This is a genomic window from uncultured Tateyamaria sp., from assembly GCF_947503415.1.
Classification (GTDB): domain Bacteria; phylum Pseudomonadota; class Alphaproteobacteria; order Rhodobacterales; family Rhodobacteraceae; genus Tateyamaria.
Genome location: NZ_CANNDS010000002.1, coordinates 225,248 through 248,361, shown reverse-complemented (window position 1 = coordinate 248,361; position 23,114 = coordinate 225,248). Strand labels below are relative to the sequence as shown.

The window sequence follows — 23,114 nt, the reverse complement described above, 5'->3', positions numbered from 1 at the left end:
CGCGGGCAACGGGTGGCAAGCGTCGGACTGGGGTTCCAGCCCAGACCCCGGTTTATTTTCGTCAGAAGAAACCGACATGTCGCTTTTTTCCCTTGAGGGGCGCTATGAGCCTGCGACGGGTGCTGCGATGCGGTAATCACCGGGGCACCTAAGTCACATGCAAAAGGGGATGGGTCATGGCCGAGGCAGCGACACGCAGACGGGGACGCGGAGGCGGTGGGGCCGCACGGCGGGCCGAGCGCAGTGCGGTGTCGTTCGAGACCGCCCGGTTCATCGAGCGCAACATCCCCAATTTCGAAGTGCTGACCGAAGAAGCGCTCGAGATCATCGAACACAACGCCGAGACCGTGCTGGAAGAGATCGGGGTGAATTTTCCCGACAATCCTCCCGCCTTGCAGCGCTGGCGTGATGCTGGCGCGGACGTGGACGGTGAACGTGTACGCATCCCGCGCGGTTTGGCCCGCAAGCTGTGTGAAACAGCGCCGTCGTCCTACACCCAGCACGCGCGCAACCCCGCGCGTAATGTTGAGGTCGGGGGCAAGTCCCTTGTTCTGGCCCCGGTCTATGGTCCGCCTTTCGTGCGCGATGCCGACGGCGGGCGCCGCTATGCCACGATGGAGGACTTCCGCAATTTCGTGAAGCTGGGCTACATGTCCAAGTGGCTGCACCATTCCGGCGGCACGGTGTGCGAACCTACGGATGTGGCAGTGAACAAGCGCCATCTGGATATGCTGCACGCCCACATGACGCTGTCGGACAAGCCCTACATGGGGTCAGTCACCGAACCCAGCCGCGCACGCGATTCGGTCGAGATGTCGGAGATACTGTTCGGCAAGGACTTCGTGGCCGAAAACACGGTGATGACCTCGCTCATCAACATCAACTCGCCCATGACGTTTGACGATGTGATGATGGGTGCGCTTGAGGTCTATGCCCAAGCCAATCAAGCCTGCATCATTTCGCCCTTTATCGTCGGGGGCGCCATGGCACCCGTATCCGTTGCGGGCACGCTCACCCAGGTGTTGGCCGAGGTGCTGGCAGGCATCGCATATTCCCAACTGTGCAAGGCAGGGGCACCTGTGATCATGGGCGCGTTCGTGACATCCATCGACATGAATTCGGGGGCACCCACCTTTGGCACGCCAGAGGCCGCACACATCACATACGGCGCGGGCCAGTTGGCACGGCGGCTTGGATTGCCGTTCCGGTCCGCAGGATCGTTCTGCGGTTCAAAGTTGCCGGATGCGCAGGCAGCATATGAAACGGCCAATTCGTTGAACATGGGGCTACTCGCCGGGGTGAACTTTATGTTGCACTCCTGCGGTTGGCTTGAGGGTGGGCTCGTCAGTTCATATGAAAAATTTGTGATGGATGCGGACCAGCTTGGCACGCTGCACCATCTGGCAGCCGGCGTTCAGATGGACGAGAACGCCCAAGCCATGGATGCGATCCGCGAAGTGGGGCCGGGTGGGCACTACCTTGGATGTGCCCATACGCAGGCGAACTTCAAGCAGGCTTTCTGGAAATCAGACCTGCTGGACTACAAACCATTCGAGACGTGGGAAGACGAGGGCGCACGGGATACGGCCGCGCTGGCCTCGCTTCGGGTGCAGAAACTGCTGGGGGATTACCAGCAGCCCGCAATGGACCCCGCCACGCGAGAGGCGCTGGACGCCTATGTCGCGGAAAAGAAAGCGGCGGAACCCGACAGCTTCATGTGATCAGCTTGCGGGTTCGCCTTGTGCGGCCCGCAAAATCCGCGCCTCTCCCACAATGGCAATCAGAATGTCGATATGGCGCAGCAGGCTGTAGGACGAATCGTCTCCGATACGTTGGGCATTCAATTCACCCTCCAATTCCATCAGGCGCATCAGTGCGGCTCCGTGGCGAGGCAACTGACCATACCCCAGCAAACGGGGCAAATGGGCGCTGCGGCGATAATCCTCGGCACCGATTCGTGCGGCACGCATCAAAAGGCGAGGACGGCGCAGCGCGCCAAGCATGGTCAGGATATCTTGCATTTCCGGTCTCCTTTTTAGGCGCTGATCCGATCCCCATCGGTGAAGCGCAGGGCGACCATTGCACAACCTGAACGGGTGTTGCGTGCCTCTGCCGGAGCCCGCACGTTCGTTTAGCAACTGTTTATCATTTAGAAACAATGCTGCTCATCACGACGAATGTTAACGATCCGGTAATCAATGCACCTTTAGGTTGTGTGGACATTTTGTGGACAACCCCATGCGGACGACACGACATCGGGGGCCCAAAAGGGAAGAAGGACGGACACCGACTATGCGCAACAGCGATGCACTCTGCGCCATGGACCTGAACCTGCCAACTTGGGTTCCGGACGCGGCCGTACACTACCTTGCCCACACCGAAGCGGGGCTTCCTATTCGCGAACTTGCGCGCAAGTCAGGCTGTCATGCCTCGACCGTGTTGCGCCAGATTCGCCGGTTTGAAACCCGCCGCGATGATCCACTTGTGGATGCAGTGCTGCGTAAACTCGGGGCCTCACTGGGTCGAACCCGTTCGTCGGCTGAACCACAGCCCATCAAGGATGATCCGGACATGCAAAACGCCCTCGCTCAGGACCACGGTCCAGAAACCGCCATGATGACGCAGGACTCGGTGCGCATCTTGCGCCGACTTTGTGAAACGGGGGCCGTTCTTGCCGTCGCCGTCGATATGGAAAAGGCGGTTGTGGTGCGCGACGGTGCCACGGGCAGCAGCACCCGCACCGCTGTCTGTGATCGTAAGGTGGCAGAGGCCATGGCGCTGCAGGACTGGATCGCGACCGAGCAAACGGGGCGGATCACACGCTACCGCATTACTCCTGCTGGTCGCGCCGCCTTGGAATCGATGATGGGAGAGGTCGAGGAGCCGCAGCCGGGCCTTGCCGAAGCCGCGACACCCTTTTCCGATCAACACCGCCAATGGGGTGAACGTACGGTACAAGACACGGAAACCGGGCAGCCTCGCAAGGTGCGCTACAATCTTGCGGAATCGCCACTGACGGCTCTGGCCCGCCGTCGCGACAAGGGCGGACAGCCGTTCCTGTCCGATGATCTTGTGACCGCCGGTGAACGTCTGCGTGAAGACTTCGAATTGGCGCAGATGGGCCCTCGTGTCGCGCAGAATTGGGATCGGTTTTTGACCGGTGGCGGCCGTGGTGGTTTCGCCATGGACAGTGGCGTGGGCAATGGCCCTGATGGTGCACGCCGCCGTGTTGCAGGGGCTTTGCGCGATCTGGGTCCGGGCCTGTCGGATGTCGTTCTGCGCTGCTGCTGCTATCTTGAAGGGCTGGAAAGTGCAGAGAAGAAATTGGGCTGGTCCGCGCGGTCCGGCAAAATCGTACTTCGCATCGCGTTGATGCGCCTGAAGCAACATTACGAAGAGACGACAGGACCCGGCGGCGGCATGATCGGCTGATCTTGCACTGTCGGTTTCGATGAATGGCGCTGCGTTCCTCCCCGCAGCGCCATTTTTTGTGGCTCCGCATAAGTTGACTTGGCACTTTCCATCACTTTCGGCATGCCTGCATGGACCAAAAGCGGAGTGCAAAGATGACGGAACAGTCAAGGGACGGGCTTGCCTTGCTGCTGATGCGGCTGGGGTTGGCGTGGTTCATATTTCTGTGGGCTGCCCACAAGATCATCACGCCGAAGCAATACCAGGGCCTTGCCCGGCACTTCGATGGGATCGAGTTGGACTTTACGACTATCTATCTCGTGGCGGGTGCCCAAATTCTGATCTGCATACTTGTGGCCCTCGGAGTCGTGCGCTGGCTCAGTTATCCGGCGCTGGCGCTCATGCATCTCTTTACCGTCTTGCGCCGGTGGGAAGGGTTCTTTGATCCTTTCGCCCTGAACGACCGCGGCTTTCCAATCCACCGCAATCAGGTGATCGACCTTGCGGTACTGGCGGCCATGATCGCGCTGATCCTTTTGATCCATCGCGATCGGTGGAGCGTTGCAGTCTGGTGGCGTAATCATAGCGGCGCATAGCGGCCATGCGCCGCGTGGTATTTTCCGCAGCGTCATCTATGCTAGAATCCAGTTTAACGTTGAACCATCTGGCAGAGACCCATGCGTGATCTGAAAATACCTGAGCAACGGCACCCCGAAAAAGCGCGGCGGCCAGATAATCCGCAGCCCAAGAAACCGGACTGGATCCGAGTCAAGGCGCCGGTGAGCCAGGGCTACAAGGACACGCACAAGATCATGCGTGACAACGGGCTCGTGACCGTGTGCGAAGAAGCGGGCTGTCCCAACGTTGGCGAATGCTGGAGCCAGGGTCACGCCACCATGATGATCATGGGTGAGGTTTGTACCCGCGCCTGTACCTTTTGCAACATTGCAACCGGAAAGCCGCCCGAAGCCCTCGACGCGTTCGAGCCGGGCCGTGTGGCTCATGCGGTCGAAAAGCTTGGCCTGAACCACGTCGTCATCACATCGGTCGACCGCGATGACATTGACGATGGAGGCGCAGACCACTTCGCCCAAACCATTCGTGCCATCCGGCACCGCAGCCCGGACACCACAATCGAAATCCTGACCCCCGATTTCATTCGCTGCGATCCGTCCGTGCTCGAAGTGGTAGTCGAAGCCCGCCCCGATGTGTTCAACCACAACCTTGAAACGGTGCCGGGTCTTTATCCCGAAGTACGCCCTGGCGCGCGTTATTTTCACAGCCTGCGCCTGTTGCAGCGAGTCAAGGAACTGGACCCGACCATGTTCACCAAATCCGGTATCATGGTGGGCCTGGGCGAAGACAGGCAGGCGGTCATTCAAGTCATGGAAGACATGCGCGCCGCCGACATCGATTTCCTGACGATTGGTCAGTACCTGCAGCCGACGCCCAAGCACCACCGGGTGGACCGGTTTGTGCATCCGGACGAGTTCGCATCTTACGAAAAGGCAGCCTACGGCAAAGGCTTCCTGATGGTTTCTGCGACACCGCTCACACGTTCATCCTATCACGCGGGCGATGATTTTGCCCGTCTGCGCGCGGCGCGTCAGGCCAAATTCGGCTGAGACTTCACAACGTTGAATTGTTTGGGCTTGTCCGAAATTTTCGGTGCCAGCTTGGGTGAGAAAAAGGCTTGAAATTTCCGTCCAGACCGTGAAAAAATCACAGTGGAAAAACTGTTCAGATACCGTTTTTCGTGAGTAAATACAAAGTGATACCCGTTAAAGGTGTGTCAATATAGCTTGACACACCGAAAGCTTTACTCACACAGTTTTAGCTGGGGATAGACACTTGGGAGTGCGCCCAATGATCGATCCATTGACCAAAGTTACAATGCTTGAAGAGCTGATTGAGGATCTCGACCCCCGGGTGAACGAGGTCGCAATTGCCCATCTTCGCGATGCCATTGACGCGCTGAATGCAACTTCACGGGACAGACCAACACGGTACGCGCGGTCTGCGGATCTGGTGGACGGCGCCGTTTCGAAAAAGGGCACCGTACGCCTGTTCAAGTGAACCGAACCTTGCCAATGAAGGGCAGGTTTCGATTGTGTTGCGCAAAGTCGATGCCGTATCCCACAACAAATTCATCCGGGATTTCAAAGCCAGTCCAGTCCGCCTTGACGTCGACCTCGCGGCGCGAAGGCTTGTCAAGCAGGGCAATGGTCCGCAGCTTTGACGGATTGCGGCCTTTCAGCAGGCGGATCACGTGGTGCATGGTAAATCCGGTGTCCACGATGTCCTCAACCACCAACACATCGCGTCCTTCAATTGCTCCGCGCAAGTCCTTGAGAATACGCACTTCCCGGCTGCTTTCCATCCCATCCCCGTAGGAAGATGCTTCCAGAAAATCGACCTCGATCGGCAGGTCCAGTTCACGCACAAGGTCCGCGATGAACACAAAGGATCCCCGCAACAGACCAACGACAACCAGCTTGTCCGTGCCGGCAAATTCGCTCTGAATTTCGTCGCACAGCGCTTCGATCCGGGCGGCAATCGCCTTGGCCGAGATCATCTGATCTATGACATATGGCCGCTCTGACATGGTGATCCCCTTGATTTCAGGCCGTAACCGCGACACATCCTGCGAAACAGTTGCCAAGGTCGTTCCTACCCCAATGCCCACCCATTCCGAAACCCGCTTCCTGCCGTACACCGCTCAGCAAATGTATGATCTGGTGGCAGATGTCGAAAAATACCCGCAATTCTTGCCGTGGTGTGCAGCGGCACGCGTGCGCAAGGTGACACCCAAGGACGACACGCAAGTCATGGAGGCTGATCTGGTCATCAGCTTCAAGGTCTTCCGCGAACGCTTTGCATCCTGTGTGGTTCTGTATCCCGACGCGAAAAAGATCGACACCGAGTATCTGGACGGCCCGTTTCGCTACATGAAGTCCAATTGGGCGTTCGAGGACGCGACCGGCGGGTGCAATGTGTCATTTTTCGTGGACTTTGAGTTCAAGAACGCGATCCTGCAGGGCATCATCGGTGTCGTCTTCAATGAGGCGATGCAGCGCATTGTACGGGCTTTTGAGCGACGGGCGGCAGAGCTTTACGGATAGCGGCGGCTTTGCCTGACCCGGTGCTTCGGGGAGGATTTTGTGACACAGGAACGTTTGGACATCACCGCGCTCCTCCTGCGGTATGCGCACACCGAGCCGCCCGAGAAGGTGCGCGCTGTCATGCAGCTGTCCGTTCTCGATTGGGCCGCTTGTGGAATTGCAGGTCAGCGCGAGGGCGATTTTGCCGACTGGGCCGCAACGATGACATCGGGCGGGCCTGCCACCCGCTTGGATGGGCGCACTGGTACTGTGGCTGAGGCTGCGTTGATCAATGGCACCCTGTCTCATGCGCTGGACTATGACGACACACATTTTGCGCATATCGGCCATCCGTCCGTTGCTGTTGTCCCAGCCGCCCTTGCTGTGGCGGAGGCTGAAGGCGTGACTTTGCGGGATATGGTCGACGCAGCGCTTGTCGGTGCGGAGGCGTCCGTTGCTGCCGGCCTGTGGCTGGGGCGCGCGCATTATCAGATCGGATTTCACCAGACGGCAACGGCGGGCGCGTTTGGTGCGACCGTTGCCGCGGGACGGGTGTTGCGACTTGACCCTGACCAGTCCCGGTATGCGCTGGGATTGTGTTCGACAATGGCGTCGGGGCTGAAGTCGCAATTTGGAACCATGGGCAAGCCGCTGAATGCCGGGCTTGCAGCACGGACCGGGGTCGAGGCGGCGATGTGGGCCCAAGCGGGTATGACGTCCACGCGTGACGGATTGGCCGGACCTTTGGGCTTTGGTGAGACGCACCATGGGGCAGGGGAAGACGTGCCGTTTGACTGGCGCATGGATGCGGTCAGCCACAAGTTTCACGCCTGCTGCCACGGTCTGCACGCCACGCTGGAGGCTGTGCGCAACGCCCCTTTGCGAGACGCGCGGCAGGTTACGGTGCACACCCATCCGCGCTGGATGACAGTGTGTAATCAGGTGGCGCCGGATACGGGTCTGGGGGCCAAATTCTCCTATGCCCACGTTCTGGCAATGGCCGCTTTCGGCTTGGACACCGGGGACATCAGCGCATTTACAGACAGCTGTGCGCAGGACCCGTCATTGGTGGCATGGCGAGGCCGGGTGCAGGTCGTGCCCGACGACAGCGTGACCGAAATGCAGGCGCGCATTGTCGTGGACGGAACGACCTACACGCACGATCTGGACAGCCCCTTGCCGATTGAGGCCCGCAGACAACGCATCCACGAAAAAGCCCGCGCGCTGGTGGGCGCACGGGCGGATGAGATCGCGCAAGCCATCGAAGACGACGACTTGGCGCGTTTTGCTCAGCTGCTGACGTCGTAGGCCCGCTCGCCATGCACAGCGAGGTCGAGGCCATTGACCTCGGTCTCTTCATCGACACGCAGGGGTGTGATCATGCGCACGACAAAGACCAGCACGACGGACACAACGACGGTGTAGACGCCGACGATGGCCAGTGAACCGAGTTGTGCGGCCCACGATCCAGCCCCGAAGACGGCGATCATGATTGTGCCAAAGATGCCGCCAACGCCGTGCACCGCAAATACGTCCAGCGTGTCGTCGATTTTCAAGCCGTTGCGGATCAGCGTGACCGCTTCCTGACACAGAACGCCGGCGACGGCGCCGATGATCATCGCCTCGACCGGGCCAACAAAGCCGGAGGCAGGCGTGATGGACGCAAGGCCCGCGATGGTGCCCGTGACCATACCCACAAGGGATGCCTTGCCGAACTTGATCCGTTCCCACAACGCCCATGTCAGCGACGCCATCGCGGCAGAGATATGGGTGACGGTCAGCGCCATCGCAGCGCCACCATCAGCGGCCAGTTGCGAGCCACCGTTGAAGCCGAACCAACCGACCCAAAGCAGCGCCGCACCCATCATCACCATGCCGGGATTGTGCGGCGGTGTGGTCTGGTTCTTGCGCGCGCCAAGGAAGACGGCCAGCACGATGGCCGCAATGCCTGCGGTCTCGTGCACCACGATGCCGCCCGCAAAGTCACGCACGCCTGTTTCGCCAAAGATTCCGCCATCGGCCAGCATGCCGCCGCCCCAGACCCAATGCACAACCGGCGCATAACACAACAGCATCCACAGGGCAGAGAACAACAGGACAAAGCCAAAGCCGATCCGTTCGACATAAGCACCCACAATCAACGCGGGCGTGATGATGGCGAAGGTCATCTGGAAGGCAAAGAACAGAACCTCGGGCAAGGTGCCCGACAGACTGTCGGCGTCCACACCACTCAGCAGCAACTTGTCCAGGCCGCCCCAAAGCCCGGTCTCACTGCCGCCAAAGGCGATGGAATACCCCGCCACAAACCACAGAATGCTCATCAAACATGCAATGGCATAGCATTGCATGAAAACGCTCAGCACGTTGCGGGCGCGCACAAGGCCCCCATAAAACAGTGCAAGGCCCGGCAATGTCATCATCAGCACCAGTGCGGTTGCCACGATGATCCAGGCTGTATCGGCTCCGTTCATTGTCCCCTCCGGAATTTTTTTGTGAGGAGGCTGTGGCGGACGAGCGACGCGGAAAAAAGAGGCGATGGGGCCACGCACTGCCAAAAAGATCGGCATTTCGTGGCTTGATGCAATGTTAGGCAAAGAATTGGCGTTACCGCACAATTATTCAGCAATGTGTGAAGTTATGCTTGCTCGGCCTTCAAAGCGGTCAGAAGCAAACTCAACGCGTGATCTCGCGCCGCTTTTCGCACGCGCGCACGGCCCAAAGCGCCGAACTCAACTGTTTCAGTGACCACGCCATTTGCGCCCGCGATCCCGAAACACACGCGTCCTTCAGGTTTGAACTCTGACCCGCCCGGCCCGGCGATGCCGGTGATCGACAGAGTCAACTGCACGGGCGCATGTGCCAGCGCGCCCTGTGCCATCTCCGACGCGACCTCTTCGCTGACCGCGCCATGGGCGTCGAGGGTGGAGGCCGTCACGCCCAACATGTCCATCTTGGCCTGATTGGTGTACGTAACAAACCCGCGCTCCACGACAGCGGATGATCCGGGGATATCCGTCAACGCCGCCGCGACCATGCCACCTGTGCAGCTTTCTGCCGTGGCAATCAAAACGCCGCGTTCCTTTGCGAGATCAAGGACTTCTGCAGCAAGGCTCATCCCATCAGCACCCCGTGTGCAACGCCTGCCAAGGCCAGCACACCGATGGCGGCAAACACACCCGCAATCACGTCATCCAGCATCACGCCGAGCGCATCGCCGCGCCGATCCGCCCATCCCACAAGCCACGGTTTCCAAATGTCGAAAAGGCGGAACAGGATGAAAGCGGCGATCCATCCGGGCCACAAAACCAGGATATCCAGCCCCCGATCCCAAGCGGCGTAACTGAGTGGCGCAAGGGCGATCCATTGGCCCACCACCTCATCCGCCACAATTTCTGACGGGTCGTGATCGGCGCTTCCCGTGGTCATTTCCGCCGTGGCCCACCACGCGGCCACAAAATACAGAACCGCAGCCACAGCCAGCAGGGGAAATCCACCGAGCTGATGCAGCACCCACGCCAGTGGCAGGGCAGCCAAAGACCCCCACGTTCCGGGGGCGGGGCGCAAATAGCCTACATAACAAACAGTGCCCAAAATCCGTGCAATCATGGCTTGATCAACGCGGCTGTGGCGATGCAGGCGATGCCCTCGCCGCGTCCGGTAAAACCCAATCGCTCGGATGTGGTGGCTTTGACCGACACGCGGTCTTCCTCCAGCCCCATGATCTCTGACATCACTTGTCGCATCTGCGCGGCATGCGGCCCGATCTTCGGCTCTTCACAGATCAAGGTGCAGTCCACATTGGATATCTCGAACCCCGTATCTCTGGCCATCGCAACAGCATGACGCAGGAAGATCTCGCTCGCGGCGCCCTTCCACTGCGGATCGGATGGCGGGAAATGCTGGCCGATATCGCCTCGGGCCAAGGCGCCGTAGATTGCGTCTGTCACTGTGTGCATGCCCACATCCGCGTCCGAATGGCCCACAAGGCCACGATCATGCGTCACATCAACACCGCACAACGTGACGTGGTCTCCGGGGCCGAAGGCGTGCACGTCGAACCCGTTGCCCAGTCTAATGTCCATCGCGTCCTCGCAAGATCCGTTCGGCCCGTGCAAAATCAGCGGGCAGGGTGATTTTTAGATTGTCCTCGTCCCCGGGCACAATGGCAACGGCCAACCCGTGCGCGCGGGCAACCTCGACATCATCTGCGGCACCGCCGGGATGGGCCGCATGCGCATCGCGAATGGATTGCAGGTGAAACCCCTGCGGTGTCTGCGCCCGGTAAAGCCCCTCGCGATCCCGCGTACCAGTGACTCGTCCATCCGAACCCGTCCAAAGGGCGTCTGTGACGGGCACGGCCGGGGCTGCCCCGGGGGAACTGGTCAGCGCATCAAGTACGGCTGCAATTGTCGCCGCCGTCACCAGTGGGCGCGCCACGTCATGGATCAACACGTGCGGTGCACCGGCAACCGCGTTCAGCCCAAAGGCCACTGACGCAGCACGATCTGCCCCACCATCGACGACAGTGATATCGTCGCACTCTAGTGCCGCGACCCGCTGCGTATCATCCGGGTGGACGACCAATACAACCTGACCAATGTGAGGATGCGCGGTGAACGCCTGCAAGGTGTGTTCCAGCACCGGTTTACCCGCCAGCAGCTGCCATTGCTTCGGCAAATGCCCACCGGCCCGTACACCGCGTCCGGCGGCAACGATCACGGCGGCAGCCAGTGTCATACTGCATGGTCCTTTGACATGCCTGATCTGTAGGGGGTCTGTCGCGACCTGTCCATGGGCCGAATACGTGCCTAAAAATTAGGCATGTTGCAGGTGTGTGCTGGCTGAATGGGCCTGAGCCAATTGAGAAAACCATTGCAGTGCGGTACCAACGGCAAGCGCACAAGGATTAGGCAAACCATATGGCCGCTGGCCCTCTCAACATGACAACGCCTGTGATGCTGGCCCCGATGGCCGGAATCACCGATCTGCCGTTCCGCTCCCTCGTGGCGCGTTTTGGTGCGGGCATGGTCGTGTCAGAGATGGTGGCCAGCCACGACATGCTCAACGCCCGCCCCGGCAGTCGGGAAAAGGCGGAACTGGGCCTTGGGGCCGATGGTACGGCCGTGCAACTCGCAGGCCGAGAAGCCGCGCCAATGGCCGAGGCGGCCAAGATGGTTGCGGGGCAGGGCGCGCAGGTCATTGACATCAATATGGGCTGCCCCGCCAAGAAAGTGGTCAACGGCTACTCGGGATCGGCCCTCATGCGCGATCCGGACCATGCGCTGACGCTGATCGAAGCGGTGGTGAAAGCCGTCAATATTCCGGTCACGCTCAAGACCCGGCTAGGTTGGGACGACGCGCTGATGAATGCGCCCGACATCGCGGCGCGGGCTGAGGCCGCAGGCATCCGCCAGATCGTGATCCATGGACGCACACGCTGTCAGTTCTATAAAGGCCAGGCCGATTGGGCTGCCATCCGCAGCGTGGTTGACGCCGTGGACATCCCCGTGATCGCCAATGGAGACATCGTAGACGCAAAGACCGCCCGACAGGCACTTGATCAATCAGGCGCGCAAGGCGTCATGATCGGACGCGGCGCACAGGGCAAGCCGTGGCTGTTGGCGGAGGTGGCGCGTGCGCTCTATGGGACACCGGCACCGGACATTCCAAAGGGCGACGCTTTCGCCGCCATGGTCATGGATCACTACGCAGAGATGCGCGCCTTTTACGGAGACCTTCTGGGGCTGCGCGTCGCGCGAAAGCATCTGGGCTGGTTCATGGACACGGCAGGCACGCCCACCGATCTGCGCCGTGCTGTCCTGACGGCCAAGACACCCAAAGCGACCATGGACCTGCTGCCGCGCGCACTGTGCCCTGAAACCGGGATGGCCGCTGCATGACGGGGGCGGGCGATCTTTGGGCTTCGCTGCCTGTGCCGGTGATCATCATCGGTCCGCAGGACGAGATTGTGGACATCAACTCCTCCGCCGAAGGGTTTTTCAACGCGTCCGCCAAGACCATGATGGGCCTGCCGCTTTGGGACGAGCTGGCGGTGGATGCTCCGCTTGAAGACAGCCTTGCGCGTGCGCGCAAGAACGGCACGCCGCTCTTCGTCAACGATGTGGATGTGGGCCATGGCGGGCGCGCGCCTTTGCAGTGCGCCTTGCAGATCGCTCCTCTGATTGGCGCACCGGACCACATGGTACTGATGATCTCGCCCCGCGAGTTGTCTGGGCGGATGACGCAGAACCACTCGGTCAAATCCGCCGCCAAGTCGGCCATCGGGATGGCCGAAATGCTCGCCCACGAGATCAAGAACCCTTTGGCGGGCATCACCGGCGCGGCACAGCTTCTCAGCATGAACCTCAAGCCCGAAGACCTCGAGTTGACGGACCTGATCGTTGAGGAAGGGCGGCGCATCGTGAAGCTGCTCGAACAGGTCGAGCAATTCGGAAACCTGTCGCCGCCGGACCTCAAGGCCGTGAATATCCATGACGTGCTCGACCGCGCGCGGCGCTCTGCGCTGCTGGGGTTTGGCGCGCAGATGAAGATTATCGAGGATTACGACCCCTCGCTGCCGCTGGCCTATGGCGACCCCGATCAATTGCTTCAAGTCGTTCTGAACCTGATCAAGAACGCGTCCGAGGCCGCTGGCAATGCAGGCGGCACCATCCGTTTGCACAGCTATTTCGAACACTCCTATCGCCTGCGCCGTGCCGACGGAGACGGGCAGTCGCTGCCCCTGCAGATTGAGATCATCGATGATGGCCCCGGCCTGCCGGATGCCATTGCCGCCGACATCTTTGACCCTTTCGTGTCGGGCAAAGAAAACGGCACCGGCCTTGGCCTGGCGCTTGTTTCCAAGATCATCTCGGATCACGGCGGATGGATTTCCGTCACCTCTGTTCCGGGCAGAACCGTGTTCCGTCTGTCACTGCCCCGCGCGCCCAAATCGGCACAGGCCGACACCAACCCGAAAAAGGACTAGCATATGGATGGCACCGTTCTTGTCGCCGACGACGACCGCACGATCCGCACCGTTCTGACCCAGGCACTCACGCGGGCGGGGTGCAAGGTGCATGCGACATCCAGCCTGACCACGCTCATGCGCTGGGTGGGTGAAGGAAAAGGCGATGTGGTGATCTCGGACGTGATGATGCCCGACGGCAACGGGCTCGAGATGTTGCCCAAGATCAGCCAGGATCGCCCCGGCCTGCCAGTCATCGTGATCAGCGCCCAGAACACCATCATGACAGCGATTCAGGCGGCAGAGGCGGAGGCCTACGACTATCTGCCCAAACCGTTCGACCTGCCGGACCTTATGAAACGCACGGCCAAGGCGCTTGAGCAAAAGTCTCATGCCCCCACCCGGGACGAGGACACAGACCGCCCGGACGAACTGCCCCTCGTGGGGCGCACCGCGATCATGCAGGCGCTCTACCGCGTTGTGGCACGGGTCATGAACACCGACCTGCCTGTGCTGATCTGGGGCGAAAGCGGGACGGGAAAGTCCCTCATCGCCCGGGCCATCCACGACTTTTCCGACCGGCGCACGCTGCCGTTTGTCACGGTCACGGCGGCTGAATTACAGGATCTCGAAGGACCGGCACGGGTGTTGGCGCGGGTCAAGGGCGGCACGCTGCTGATTGACGAGATCGGCGACATCCCCGAAGAAATTCAGGCCCGTATCGTGCGCATGATGGACACGCCCGGCGAATATGTTCCACGCTTTCTTGCCACTTCGCAGACCGACCTGACCGCCGCGATGGAGGCCGGGCAGGTGCGCAAGGATCTCTACTACCGTCTGTCGGGGGCCACGCTCAACGTGCCGGGGCTGCGCGAGCGGGTCGACGACATTCCGCTGCTGGCAGACCACTTTCTGGTGCGAGGCGAAAAGTCCGGACAACCGCGCCGTGCCTTGTCCGAGGACGCAGCCGAGATTTTCCGCACCTATTCGTGGCCCGGCAACGTCCGCCAATTGGAAAACGCGGTCCGGCGTCTGGGCCTTACCAGCCGCGCGGTCGAAATCTCTGCGTCGGAGGTTGAACAAGTTCTGGGCAGCCAACCCGAACTCGAACCGATCCGCAGCGCGGGCGACACGGAAAAGCTGGGTGCAAGTGTCGGCCGTCACCTCAAGCGCTACTTTGACCTGCACGGCAACATGCTGCCGCCCCCTGGGCTTTACCAACGTATCCTGCGCGAGGTGGAAGCCCCGCTGATCGAAATCGCACTCGATGCGACGGGCGGAAATCAGGCCAAATGCGCCGATCTGCTCGGTATCAACCGAAATACGCTCCGAAAGAAGATCACGGACTTGGATATAGAGGTGACACGCCGCCGCAAATTGATGTAATACTGCCACACAACCCGTGGCATCTGCGCCGCATCGGCGCGGACGATCACTGGATATGGCGGTACGGCACCACGGTGCCACATCATCGAGGGCGCACGAAGTGGCATCCAGAACACGCACGAGCTGGTGGTTGACGCTTGGCCGTCTGCGACGCCGCAGGCGCGTTCGGAACTTCGCGACGCTGGGGCTTGTCCTTCTGGCTCCAATCCTTGCGCTTGCTACATTCCTCGTTCTTGGTCCGCTGGATCAGGGCGCAACGGCCCTGTCCCTGCGCCTCGTGCTGCTGGCCGACCTTGTCTATGTTCTGGTGCTGGGCGCACTTGTTTTGTCCCAGATTGCCCGGCTCATCGCGGCCCGGCGTGCCAAATCCGCAGGCTCGCGACTGCACCTTCGACTTACTGGCGTGTTTGCATTGCTGGCGCTGATCCCGACAGTGACAGTAGCCGTCTTTGCGGGCCTGACCGTGAACATCGGGCTTGAAGGATGGTTTTCGGACCGCGTCAGCCGTGTCGTGGGGGCATCCCTTGCCGCCGCCGAAGCATACGAGACCGAACAACGCAGCGACCTGATCACCGATGCCCGTGCGCTGGCCCGCTATATCGACACCGTGCGTGGCGCGCAGGTGGTCGGTGATCGCGAGGTGTTGACCGAAGGCCAGATTCAGGTTCAGCGCGGTCTGCGCGAAGCGTATCTGATCGACGGAACAGGCGAAATCCGCGCGCGGGGTGACAGGTCTTACCTCTTTGATTTCGAACAGCCATCTGCGGATCAGATCAAGCAATCCATTGATACGGGCGGGTTGGTGATACAGGATTGGCCCAACAACGAATTTCGCGCGCTCGTGCCCTTGGCCAGCTATGTGGACCGGTTCTTGTATGTGAGCCGCGATGTGGATGGCGAAATCCTGTCGCTGCTGGATGAAACGAAGGAAACCGTGCGGCTTTATCAACAGCTGGAAAGCGAACGGGGCACGGTGCTGTTCCAGTTCGGCCTGCTGTATCTTGGCTTTGCCGTCATCCTGATCCTTGCTGCCATCTGGCTGGGCCTGTGGTTCGCCGAACGGCTCTCGGGGCCTGTCGGACGGTTGACTGGTGCTGCGCAACGGGTTGGTGCCGGTGATCTCGACGTGCAGGTACGCGAGGAAGAAGGCGACGACGAAATCGCCATGCTGGGCCGATACTTCAACCAGATGACCCGTCAACTCAAAGGTCAGCGTCAGACCCTGCTGGCCAACACCGAACAGATTGAGCGCCGCCGCCGCCTGTTCGATTCCGTACTCAGCTCGGTCACCTCCGGTGTGGTGGGTGTCGACGCCAATGGTCACATCACGTTCGTGAACCGCTCCGGTGCGCGGTTGCTCAATTGGCAAGAGGGGCGCGACGCCGTGCCATTGGCCGTTGCCGTGCCGGAATTCGCCACCCTTTTCGCACTGCTCAAGGCCAGCCCGCAGGAAGTTGCAACCGGCGAAGTCAAGGTCACACGCGGTGGGCGGCTTGAAAACCTGTTGGTGCGGATGGCCACCCGGCGCAGTGTCGACGGCGCGCTCGAAGGCTACGTGATCGCCTTTGACGACGTGACAGATCTTGTCTCGGCGCAGCGGATGGCGGCATGGGGCGATGTGGCCCGTCGTATTGCCCACGAGATCAAGAACCCGCTCACCCCCATCCAGCTCAGCGCCGAACGGATCAAGCGCAAGTTCAGCCCAAAGGTCGGAGAGGACAGCGAAAGTCTGGACCAGATGACAGATGTCATCGTGCGGCAGACGGGCGATCTGCGTCGCATCGTGGATGAGTTTTCCAAGTTTGCACGGATGCCCGAGCCTGTGCGCAAGTCCGAAAACCTGACGCAATTGGTGCAGGATGCCGTCGTGCTGCAGCAATCGGGCCAACCCAACGTCGAGATTGTTGCCAAGCTTCCCGAACACCCGGTGCACGCCGAGGTGGACGCCACCATGATCTCTCAGGCTTTGACGAACCTTGTAAAGAACGGTGGTGAGGCCATTGAAAGTTTGCAGAAAAAAGATGTTCCAGACGGGCATGCGCCCCGCATCGAAGTACAGATGCGGATCGGTCCCACTGGCGCCGTCATCACGATTGCGGACAACGGCATCGGCCTGCCCGAAGATCGGGCGCGGCTGTTTGAACCCTATGTGACAACACGCGACGAAGGCACCGGCCTTGGTCTGCCCATCGTCAAGAAGATCATCGAAGAACACGGGGGCACCCTGACCCTCGAAGATGCGCCCGTTTTTGCGGGCCAAACCCACAGCGGTGCCATGGCAGTCATCACTCTGCCTGTCATGGCAAACGCACCAGCAGTTGAGGAAGAGGAAGCGGTATGAGCGACATTCTGATTGTGGACGACGAACGGGATATTCGGGAACTGATCTCGGACATTCTCGAAGATGAAGGGTACGCCACCCGACTTGCTGGCAATTCCGATGATGCGATGGCGGCGATCAACACGGCCGAACCCGCGCTGATGATCCTCGATATCTGGCTCAAGGACAGCCAGATGGATGGGATCGATATTCTCAAGGCCGTGAAACGCGACAATCCGGGCGTGCCGGTCGTGATCATCTCGGGTCACGGCAACATCGAGATTGCGGTCGCTGCGATCAAGCAGGGGGCGTACGATTTCATCGAGAAACCCTTCAACATTGATCAGTTGCTGGTGGTTATCCGCCGCGCGATGGAGACGTCGCGCCTGCGCCGCGAAAACCAGAGCCTGCGCCGTCCCGAAGCGGCCCAAGCCAAGATGATCGGCACCTCCGCCAGTTATCGCGCGCTGATCTCGCAGCTGGACAAGGTGACCAAATCCAACGGTCGCGTCATGCTGACCGGCCCGGCGGGCTGCGGCAAGGAAGTCGCGGCGCGCTATATCCACGCCAATTCAAACCGCTCTGATGCGCCATTCATCACTGTGAACTGTGCAGGGGTCGCGCCCGAGAATATGGAAGAAGTTCTGTTCGGCAAGGAGGGCGCAGACCGTGGGGTCGAGCCGGGTCTGCTGGAGCAGGCCCATGGCGGCGTGATCTATTTCGACGAAGTGGCGGACATGCCCATCGGGACCCAGTCCAAAATCCTGCGGGTGCTGGTGGATCAGCAATTCCAGCGGGTTGGGGGCACGGACAAGGTCCGGGTGGATCTGCGCGTGATTTCATCCACCAATCGCGATCTGGAACAGGCCATCGCAGCCGAGACGTTCCGGCAGGAACTGTATCACCGCTTGAACGTCGTTCCGATTGCGGTGCCCAGCCTTGAGGAACGGCGCGAGGATATCCCGGAACTGGCCGCCCATTTCATTGAGGAATGCAACGCGGCCCAAGGCCTGCCCAAGCGAGAGTTGACCGAGGATGCGGCGGCTTTGATGCAGACGATGGTCTGGCCCGGCAATGTGCGGCAGTTGAAAAATATGGTCGAGCGGGTGCTGATCCTCGGCGACGGGACGGGGCCCATCGATGCCAAGGAACTGCCCGGCTCTGAGGAGCCTGAGGGTGAGGAGGGGCGTGTGGTGCTTTCGGGCGCTCTGGCAACCCTGCCGCTGCGAGAGGCGCGGGAGGCGTTTGAGCGGGAATATCTGCTGACCCAGATCAACCGCTTCGGGGGCAATATCAGCCGGACGGCAAATTTTGTCGGGATGGAGCGATCGGCCCTGCACCGCAAATTGAAATCGCTGGGGGTCGTGACCTCTTCAAAAGCGGGGGCGCGGGTGGCGCATCTGGATGAGGAGGATGCGGCGGTCTGAGGGATGTCCCAGCGTGGGACATTTTTGAAACCGCGCAAAATCAACGCTTTACGCGGTTTTCAAATCCTTAACGCCCGTTAACCTTTGCGCACATCCAACTGCGCCAGCACGTCGAGACCCTGCATGTTCAGGAAATGCAGGATGTCGATGAAGACCCAGTTTTCGGCCAGCTTGTCACCGTCGCGGCGGTAGATGTCGACCACGCGCATGTCCGCTTTCCGACCCGAGGGCGGCAGGCCCATGTACGGCCCCGTACACTCCATCGTCAGGTTCGGCCAACCGAAGAAACCGCCATAATTCCCCTCGGCCATCCGACAGATATGGCCGTTGAAGGTGCGGTCGCCAAGCTGGGTGCGGAACGGGCGCTGGTGCTGTTCGATGTAGCGGTCGATGGTGTAGGTGGCCCCGATGCCCGTCGGCCCCCACCAGATCATGTCGTCATGCCAGTCGCGGGCCAGCTCCTGTTCGGGGGGCAGCGGTGTGTCCGACGCGTTGGCTTGGGTGATCGCTTCCATCATCGCATGAATGCGGTCGAGCGTGGCTTGACCGACATCCTTGTCCTGATCGTCAAAGAGCAACCCGTCATGGGTCAGCGGCCCCGGCTGCACCAGTTGCGCGCCGGTCATGCCGGGCAGGGGGTACTGGCCCGCCTGCGCCATGAGATGCAGCAGATCCACGAACAGCGCCTGTTCGACGATGCGGTCGCCCTCGACCTTCGAGAATTCCGCATAGCGGACCATGGTGATCTTGCGCGTGGGTCGGATGCCCAGAAACGGGGCGTCAAACAGGCCCATGAGGTGCCCCATGGAGGCGACCCAAGTGCCGCCGCCTTCGTCCAGATGGTTGTGCCCGGCAAAGAAGATGTCTTGCCGCCGCTGCACGCGGGACATGGCGGACAGGAAGGGCGACCAGAACGCGTCAGCCACCGCTTGGGGGCCGCGCTGTTCGTGAAAGGGATGCATGCCGCGCCACAGCGTGTCGGGCAGGTAATGTTGCGACAGGGTGGTGGCGCAACAGGCGGGTTCCGCACGCGCAAGCGCGGCATGATGGGCCAGCACGACGGCTTTGGCACGGGCGAGATCGGTGGTCATGTCTATCCTTGGGTGACGATACGGAACCGGCCATCGCCGGTCTTGATGGCGCAGCTGCGTGCATTGAGGCGGGGCAGAGTGGCGGACGGCCCCGGCGGTGCGGCCTGTGCAATCCCTTGGGGACAGGCGGGAATTTCGACCGGCCGATAGCCCAGATCACCCATGCACTGCCCCTTGACCCGTTTGCGCAATCCGGCGTTCACGTCGACGGTGTAGATGTCGCCCGGCACCCAATAGCCGCGATTGTAGCAGCGTCCGTCCGAACGGCAGACGCGGCGCGAAATGTAGCGCGGCGCGCCCTGACGGACCTGGTTGGCCACGGGGGCATCGCGCAGCGCGCGCACGTCGCAATTGGTGTTGTCCCGTTCGAACTGCGCAAAGCTGACGCCCTCGGCGTAATAGGTCGAGAGCGGCAGGCAGCCGGACAGGGTCAGAGGCAGGGCAAGGGTGAGGAGCGCACGCATCGGGGGGACCTTGCCGCAGCTTGGGCGCTTTGACAATCGGGGTGTTGTGGGGGCGTTGGGATCAGGGGCGCAGGCCGTGCCATTGGCTGTCCGCGGGCAGGCGATCCGGCGCTGGGTCCCGGGCGATTTATGGCTGTGATCGTGGCGAGACGGGATTATGCCACGCCAAGGTCAACCCTATCGCCTGCCCGATGGGCCGTCAGGCGATGGCACTGCGGTGGTTAGGGGTGTCTTGGTTTTGTGCCGGGGGTGTGTTTGAGGCCTGTGTATTTTGGTGGCTTTTGGCAACGGAGGGCCGCGTCCGACCTCGGGTGGGCGCATCTGAGGGATGTTCAGGTGCGCTTTGTGGTGGCCAAGCATGTTGCCGGGGGTGTTCGGATTTGAGCAGCCTGCATGTGCGTCCTCCCCGGGGGGAGGTCTGGCGCGGCCCGGCGCGCTGCGCGCTTGGTTCCGGGCCAGGTCGTGCGGGATCGGCGTTGGGCAGTGCCGAGAGGTGAATGTCGGCTGCGAGCCCATTCTGTGAGTTCGTTTTTTATGCTGCGTGCGCTCGCAGCGGAAAAACCGCCGCGCGACGAGTAGAGCCGCCATTGGTTCGGAGCGCGCCGGGTTTTCCCTATCCTATACTCGGGCGGCGGGGCGTTGACGTAATTTGGTACGCTAACGCGAACGGTTGGTTCCAAGTCATTCGCGGGATTTGTCAGTCGAAGGGCTTGTTGCGGGTCCAGTCAAAGGTTCCGGTGTCCCGTTCCTGCACCGCCTGTTTCCAGCCAACTTGCTCCACGCGGGCTTTGAAGTTTATGCCTTCGGGTGAGTGGCGAGTGATGCCATCGAAGACGGTGGCAAGGCGCTGCGTCTGGTTGATCTTTTCTTCGACAGCCGCGTTGATCACCATTTTCTGCATCGCCAGTTGGTTGACCGGCACGGATGCCATCCGGGCGGCCAGCGCTTCGACCTCGGCATCGAGCTGATCGTCAGGCACGGATTTCAGCACCAACCCCATCTCAGCGGCCTCTACCCCGCTGATCTTGTCGCCGGTGAACATCATCCGCTTGGCCTTCTCCGGTCCAAGCCGGTGCACCCACATCGCAGTGGTGGGGCAGCCCCAGACACGTGTTGGCATGTAACCGATTTGCGCCGTGTCGCCCATGACGGTCAGGTCGGCACAGAGCGCGATGTCCGAGCCGCCCGCGACGGAGTGCCCATGCACCTTGCAGATCACCGGCTTCATTGCACGAAAGAGCGACATGAAAGCCTGCGTGTTGGCCCACATGAACTGGAAATCCTGCATCGGGTCCCAGGGCATGTCCTGGGTGATCCTGTTGTCGGGGTCTTCGGCGTAGTGGGCCAAATCGTAGCCTGCGCAAAACGCCTTTCCTGCGCCCGACAGGACCATCACGTGGATGTCGCGGTTATGGTCGGCCTCTGCCACCGCCGCTGCCAATTCGTGCGGCAGGTCGTCGTCGATGGCATTCATGACCTCAGGCCGGTTAAGGGTGATCCGCCCGATACGGCCGTCTTTCTCGTACAGAACCTTCGACATGCTCACCCCCAATCGCTGACGGCCTTGACTTCAAGGACCTCCTCAAGAGCCCAGACACCGCCTTCATGACCATTGCCCGACTGCGTCATGCCACCGAAAGGCGAGCCCGCACCGCCGAATTGGCCGTTCGTCTCGACCATAGCAGACCGCAGCCGCCGCGCCACTCGGCGGGCGCGGGACTTGTCAGAGGTCTGGACGTCGTTCGTGAGGCCATAGGGCGTGTCATTCGCCAAGGCGATGGCCTCCTCTTCAGAACCGAAGGGTGAGATACACAGGACTGGCTCAAAGGTTTCTTCCGTCCAGATCGTCATGTCCGGCGTGACATCGGCAAAGATCGTTGGGCGCACGAAGTGACCCCGGATCAACCCGCCGGGTCGGTCAAGGCCACCCGTAATCAACCTAGCACCCTCATCGATGCCACGCTTGATCATGTATTGGATCTTGTTGAACTGCGGTTCAGACACAACCGGGCCGATCTGGCGGCCTTCGATGTCCATGGGTCCGACCTTTGTTTCTCGGCTGCGGCTCGGGCGGATTCAGCGGCCTGGTCGTAGATCGCGCGTTACACGAGCATCCGGGTCGGCACGTTGCAGGACTGGCCTGAGTTATTGAAGCAGCGCCGCACACCGCGCGTGACGGCACTTTCATCTGCATCGGCGAAGATGATGTTGGCCCCCTTGCACGCCAATTCAAGGCTGAGGTGCTTGACGGTCCCCGCCACCGCTTTGCTGATCGCCACCCCTGCGCGGGTTGACCCGGTGAAGCTGACCATGTCCACGTGCCGGTGCGCGGTGAGATGTGCACCAACACCGTTCACAAGATTGAACACTCCGGGCGGGAAGTCCGCTGCATTGATCATCTCGGCTAGCAGAATGGCACTGAGGGGTGAGAGTTCAGAGGGTTTCAGCACCACCGTGCACCCCGCAGCCAGCGCCGGGGCGACCTTCAGCATCACCTGGTTCATCGGCCAGTTCCATGGCGCGATCAACGCGCAGACACTCACCGGCTCGTATAAGATCATGTCCGGGCGTGTGATCGCACAAGAGGCGTTCAAAGGCAAAAGCTTTGGCTGCCCGAATGGTGTTCTTGAGATGCCCAGCCCCGGCGCCGACCTGTGCTGTCTTTGCCAATGCGATAGGTGCGCCCATCTCAAAGCTGATGGTCTGCGCCATGTCTGCGGCTTGGCCCTTGTAGACCTCCATCAACCACTCCAGTGCGACGATCTTGCCCCAAGGGTCTGTTGCCGCCCAGGCCGGGAAGGCTGCCTTGGCCGCGGCGATGCGAACTGTATTTGCGCCTACGGCCCTAATCCAGTTCTCCACGGCTTAAACAACTAACTCCGGGTCGTTTTCTGAACGTATGAACGATGGGGCGCCGCGCAGGACAAACAGGTCGCTTGCCCTTGCG

The 23,114-nt window shown here is 61.0% G+C and carries 22 protein-coding genes and 1 pseudogene; 12 read left to right on the top strand and 11 right to left on the bottom strand.

Annotated features, from left to right (window positions below):
- The first annotated feature begins 176 nt into the window (after positions 1–176).
- On the top strand, positions 177–1,721 hold the full coding sequence (locus Q1A32_RS12340) for a trimethylamine methyltransferase family protein (RefSeq protein WP_299653554.1): 1,545 nt from the start codon (positions 177–179) through the stop codon (positions 1,719–1,721).
- Here Q1A32_RS12340 and Q1A32_RS12335 read toward each other — a convergent pair whose 3' ends face one another.
- Entirely contained in the window at positions 1,722–2,021 is a 300-nt protein-coding gene (locus tag Q1A32_RS12335) for a DUF6477 family protein (protein ID WP_299653551.1), read from the bottom strand.
- Positions 2,022–2,292: 271 nt separating this feature from the next.
- Between Q1A32_RS12335 and Q1A32_RS12330 the strand changes: the two genes are divergently transcribed.
- From Q1A32_RS12330 to Q1A32_RS12315, 4 genes are all read left to right on the top strand, one after another.
- Positions 2,293–3,432 carry a DUF6456 domain-containing protein gene (locus Q1A32_RS12330; protein ID WP_299653549.1) on the top strand — a complete coding sequence of 380 codons (1,140 nt, stop codon included), beginning with the start codon at positions 2,293–2,295 and terminating at the stop codon, positions 3,430–3,432.
- Positions 3,433–3,566: 134 nt separating this feature from the next.
- Complete coding sequence (locus Q1A32_RS12325) at positions 3,567–4,007, top strand: hypothetical protein (RefSeq protein WP_299653546.1); 441 nt, start codon at positions 3,567–3,569, stop codon at positions 4,005–4,007.
- 81 nt (positions 4,008–4,088) lie between these two features.
- A complete protein-coding gene (lipA, locus tag Q1A32_RS12320) occupies positions 4,089–5,036 on the top strand; it encodes a lipoyl synthase (RefSeq protein ID WP_299653543.1) in 948 nt (315 codons plus the stop codon).
- A gap of 241 nt (positions 5,037–5,277) precedes the next feature.
- Positions 5,278–5,487, top strand: coding sequence for a hypothetical protein (locus Q1A32_RS12315; protein ID WP_299612422.1), 210 nt, complete (start codon positions 5,278–5,280; stop codon positions 5,485–5,487).
- On the opposite strand, the gene hpt is transcribed toward Q1A32_RS12315, so the two are convergent.
- On the bottom strand, positions 5,480–6,016 hold the full coding sequence (gene hpt / locus Q1A32_RS12310) for a hypoxanthine phosphoribosyltransferase (RefSeq protein ID WP_299653540.1): 537 nt from the start codon (positions 6,014–6,016) through the stop codon (positions 5,480–5,482). The genes Q1A32_RS12315 and hpt overlap by 8 nt on opposite strands.
- A 73-nt stretch (positions 6,017–6,089) precedes the next feature.
- On the opposite strand from hpt, the gene Q1A32_RS12305 reads away from it, so the two are divergent.
- Both Q1A32_RS12305 and Q1A32_RS12300 read left to right on the top strand, forming a co-directional pair.
- A complete protein-coding gene (locus Q1A32_RS12305; RefSeq protein WP_299653537.1) occupies positions 6,090–6,533 on the top strand; it encodes a type II toxin-antitoxin system RatA family toxin in 444 nt (147 codons plus the stop codon).
- A 39-nt stretch (positions 6,534–6,572) separates the two neighbouring features.
- Complete coding sequence (locus tag Q1A32_RS12300; RefSeq protein WP_299653533.1) at positions 6,573–7,820, top strand: MmgE/PrpD family protein; 1,248 nt, start codon at positions 6,573–6,575, stop codon at positions 7,818–7,820.
- On the opposite strand, the gene Q1A32_RS12295 is transcribed toward Q1A32_RS12300, so the two are convergent.
- The 5 genes from Q1A32_RS12295 to ispD form a co-directional block, all read right to left on the bottom strand.
- Positions 7,802–8,983: an ammonium transporter gene (locus Q1A32_RS12295; protein WP_299653530.1), complete on the bottom strand. Its 1,182-nt coding sequence runs from the start codon at positions 8,981–8,983 to the stop codon at positions 7,802–7,804. The genes Q1A32_RS12300 and Q1A32_RS12295 overlap by 19 nt on opposite strands.
- A gap of 164 nt (positions 8,984–9,147) precedes the next feature.
- On the bottom strand, positions 9,148–9,627 hold the full coding sequence (locus Q1A32_RS12290) for a CinA family protein (RefSeq protein ID WP_299653527.1): 480 nt from the start codon (positions 9,625–9,627) through the stop codon (positions 9,148–9,150).
- Entirely contained in the window at positions 9,624–10,118 is a 495-nt protein-coding gene (locus tag Q1A32_RS12285; RefSeq protein ID WP_299612427.1) for a phosphatidylglycerophosphatase A, read from the bottom strand. Before Q1A32_RS12285 ends, Q1A32_RS12290 begins: the two co-directional genes overlap by 4 nt.
- Positions 10,115–10,594, bottom strand: coding sequence for a 2-C-methyl-D-erythritol 2,4-cyclodiphosphate synthase (gene ispF / locus Q1A32_RS12280; RefSeq protein ID WP_299653524.1), 480 nt, complete (start codon positions 10,592–10,594; stop codon positions 10,115–10,117). Before ispF ends, Q1A32_RS12285 begins: the two co-directional genes overlap by 4 nt.
- Positions 10,584–11,249 (bottom strand): 2-C-methyl-D-erythritol 4-phosphate cytidylyltransferase, encoded by a 666-nt coding sequence (gene ispD, locus Q1A32_RS12275; RefSeq protein ID WP_299653521.1) that lies wholly within the window; start codon positions 11,247–11,249, stop codon positions 10,584–10,586. The genes ispF and ispD overlap by 11 nt, the downstream gene beginning before the upstream one ends.
- 182 nt (positions 11,250–11,431) lie before the next feature.
- Between ispD and dusB the strand changes: the two genes are divergently transcribed.
- The 5 genes from dusB (at position 11,432) to Q1A32_RS12250 (ending at position 18,612) form a co-directional block, all read left to right on the top strand.
- Positions 11,432–12,412, top strand: coding sequence for a tRNA dihydrouridine synthase DusB (gene dusB / locus Q1A32_RS12270; protein ID WP_299653518.1), 981 nt, complete (start codon positions 11,432–11,434; stop codon positions 12,410–12,412).
- A complete protein-coding gene (locus tag Q1A32_RS12265; protein WP_299612433.1) occupies positions 12,409–13,500 on the top strand; it encodes a nitrogen regulation protein NR(II) in 1,092 nt (363 codons plus the stop codon). The genes dusB and Q1A32_RS12265 overlap by 4 nt, the downstream gene beginning before the upstream one ends.
- Before the next feature lie 3 nt (positions 13,501–13,503).
- Positions 13,504–14,865, top strand: a complete 1,362-nt coding sequence (locus Q1A32_RS12260; RefSeq protein ID WP_299612435.1) for a sigma-54 dependent transcriptional regulator — start codon at positions 13,504–13,506, stop codon at positions 14,863–14,865.
- A gap of 130 nt (positions 14,866–14,995) precedes the next feature.
- Positions 14,996–17,206 carry a PAS domain-containing sensor histidine kinase gene (locus tag Q1A32_RS12255; RefSeq protein WP_299655579.1) on the top strand — a complete coding sequence of 737 codons (2,211 nt, stop codon included), beginning with the start codon at positions 14,996–14,998 and terminating at the stop codon, positions 17,204–17,206.
- On the top strand, positions 17,203–18,612 hold the full coding sequence (locus tag Q1A32_RS12250; protein WP_299653515.1) for a sigma-54 dependent transcriptional regulator: 1,410 nt from the start codon (positions 17,203–17,205) through the stop codon (positions 18,610–18,612). Before Q1A32_RS12255 ends, Q1A32_RS12250 begins: the two co-directional genes overlap by 4 nt.
- 77 nt (positions 18,613–18,689) lie before the next feature.
- Here the strand turns inward: Q1A32_RS12250 and Q1A32_RS12245 are convergent, their stop codons facing one another.
- The 4 genes and pseudogenes from Q1A32_RS12245 to Q1A32_RS12230 all read right to left on the bottom strand — a co-directional run.
- Entirely contained in the window at positions 18,690–19,703 is a 1,014-nt protein-coding gene (locus Q1A32_RS12245) for an ester cyclase (protein WP_299653512.1), read from the bottom strand.
- 2 nt (positions 19,704–19,705) lie between these two features.
- The gene (locus Q1A32_RS12240; protein WP_299653510.1) at positions 19,706–20,167 is read right to left on the bottom strand and encodes a hypothetical protein; all 462 of its coding nucleotides are present in this window, start codon (positions 20,165–20,167) and stop codon (positions 19,706–19,708) included.
- 697 nt (positions 20,168–20,864) lie between these two features.
- Positions 20,865–21,707, bottom strand: a complete 843-nt coding sequence (locus Q1A32_RS12235; RefSeq protein ID WP_299653507.1) for a crotonase/enoyl-CoA hydratase family protein — start codon at positions 21,705–21,707, stop codon at positions 20,865–20,867.
- 2 nt (positions 21,708–21,709) lie between these two features.
- Positions 21,710–23,002: pseudogene (locus tag Q1A32_RS12230) on the bottom strand (aldehyde dehydrogenase family protein); the annotation flags it as partial.
- Positions 23,003–23,114: the final 112 nt, after the last annotated feature.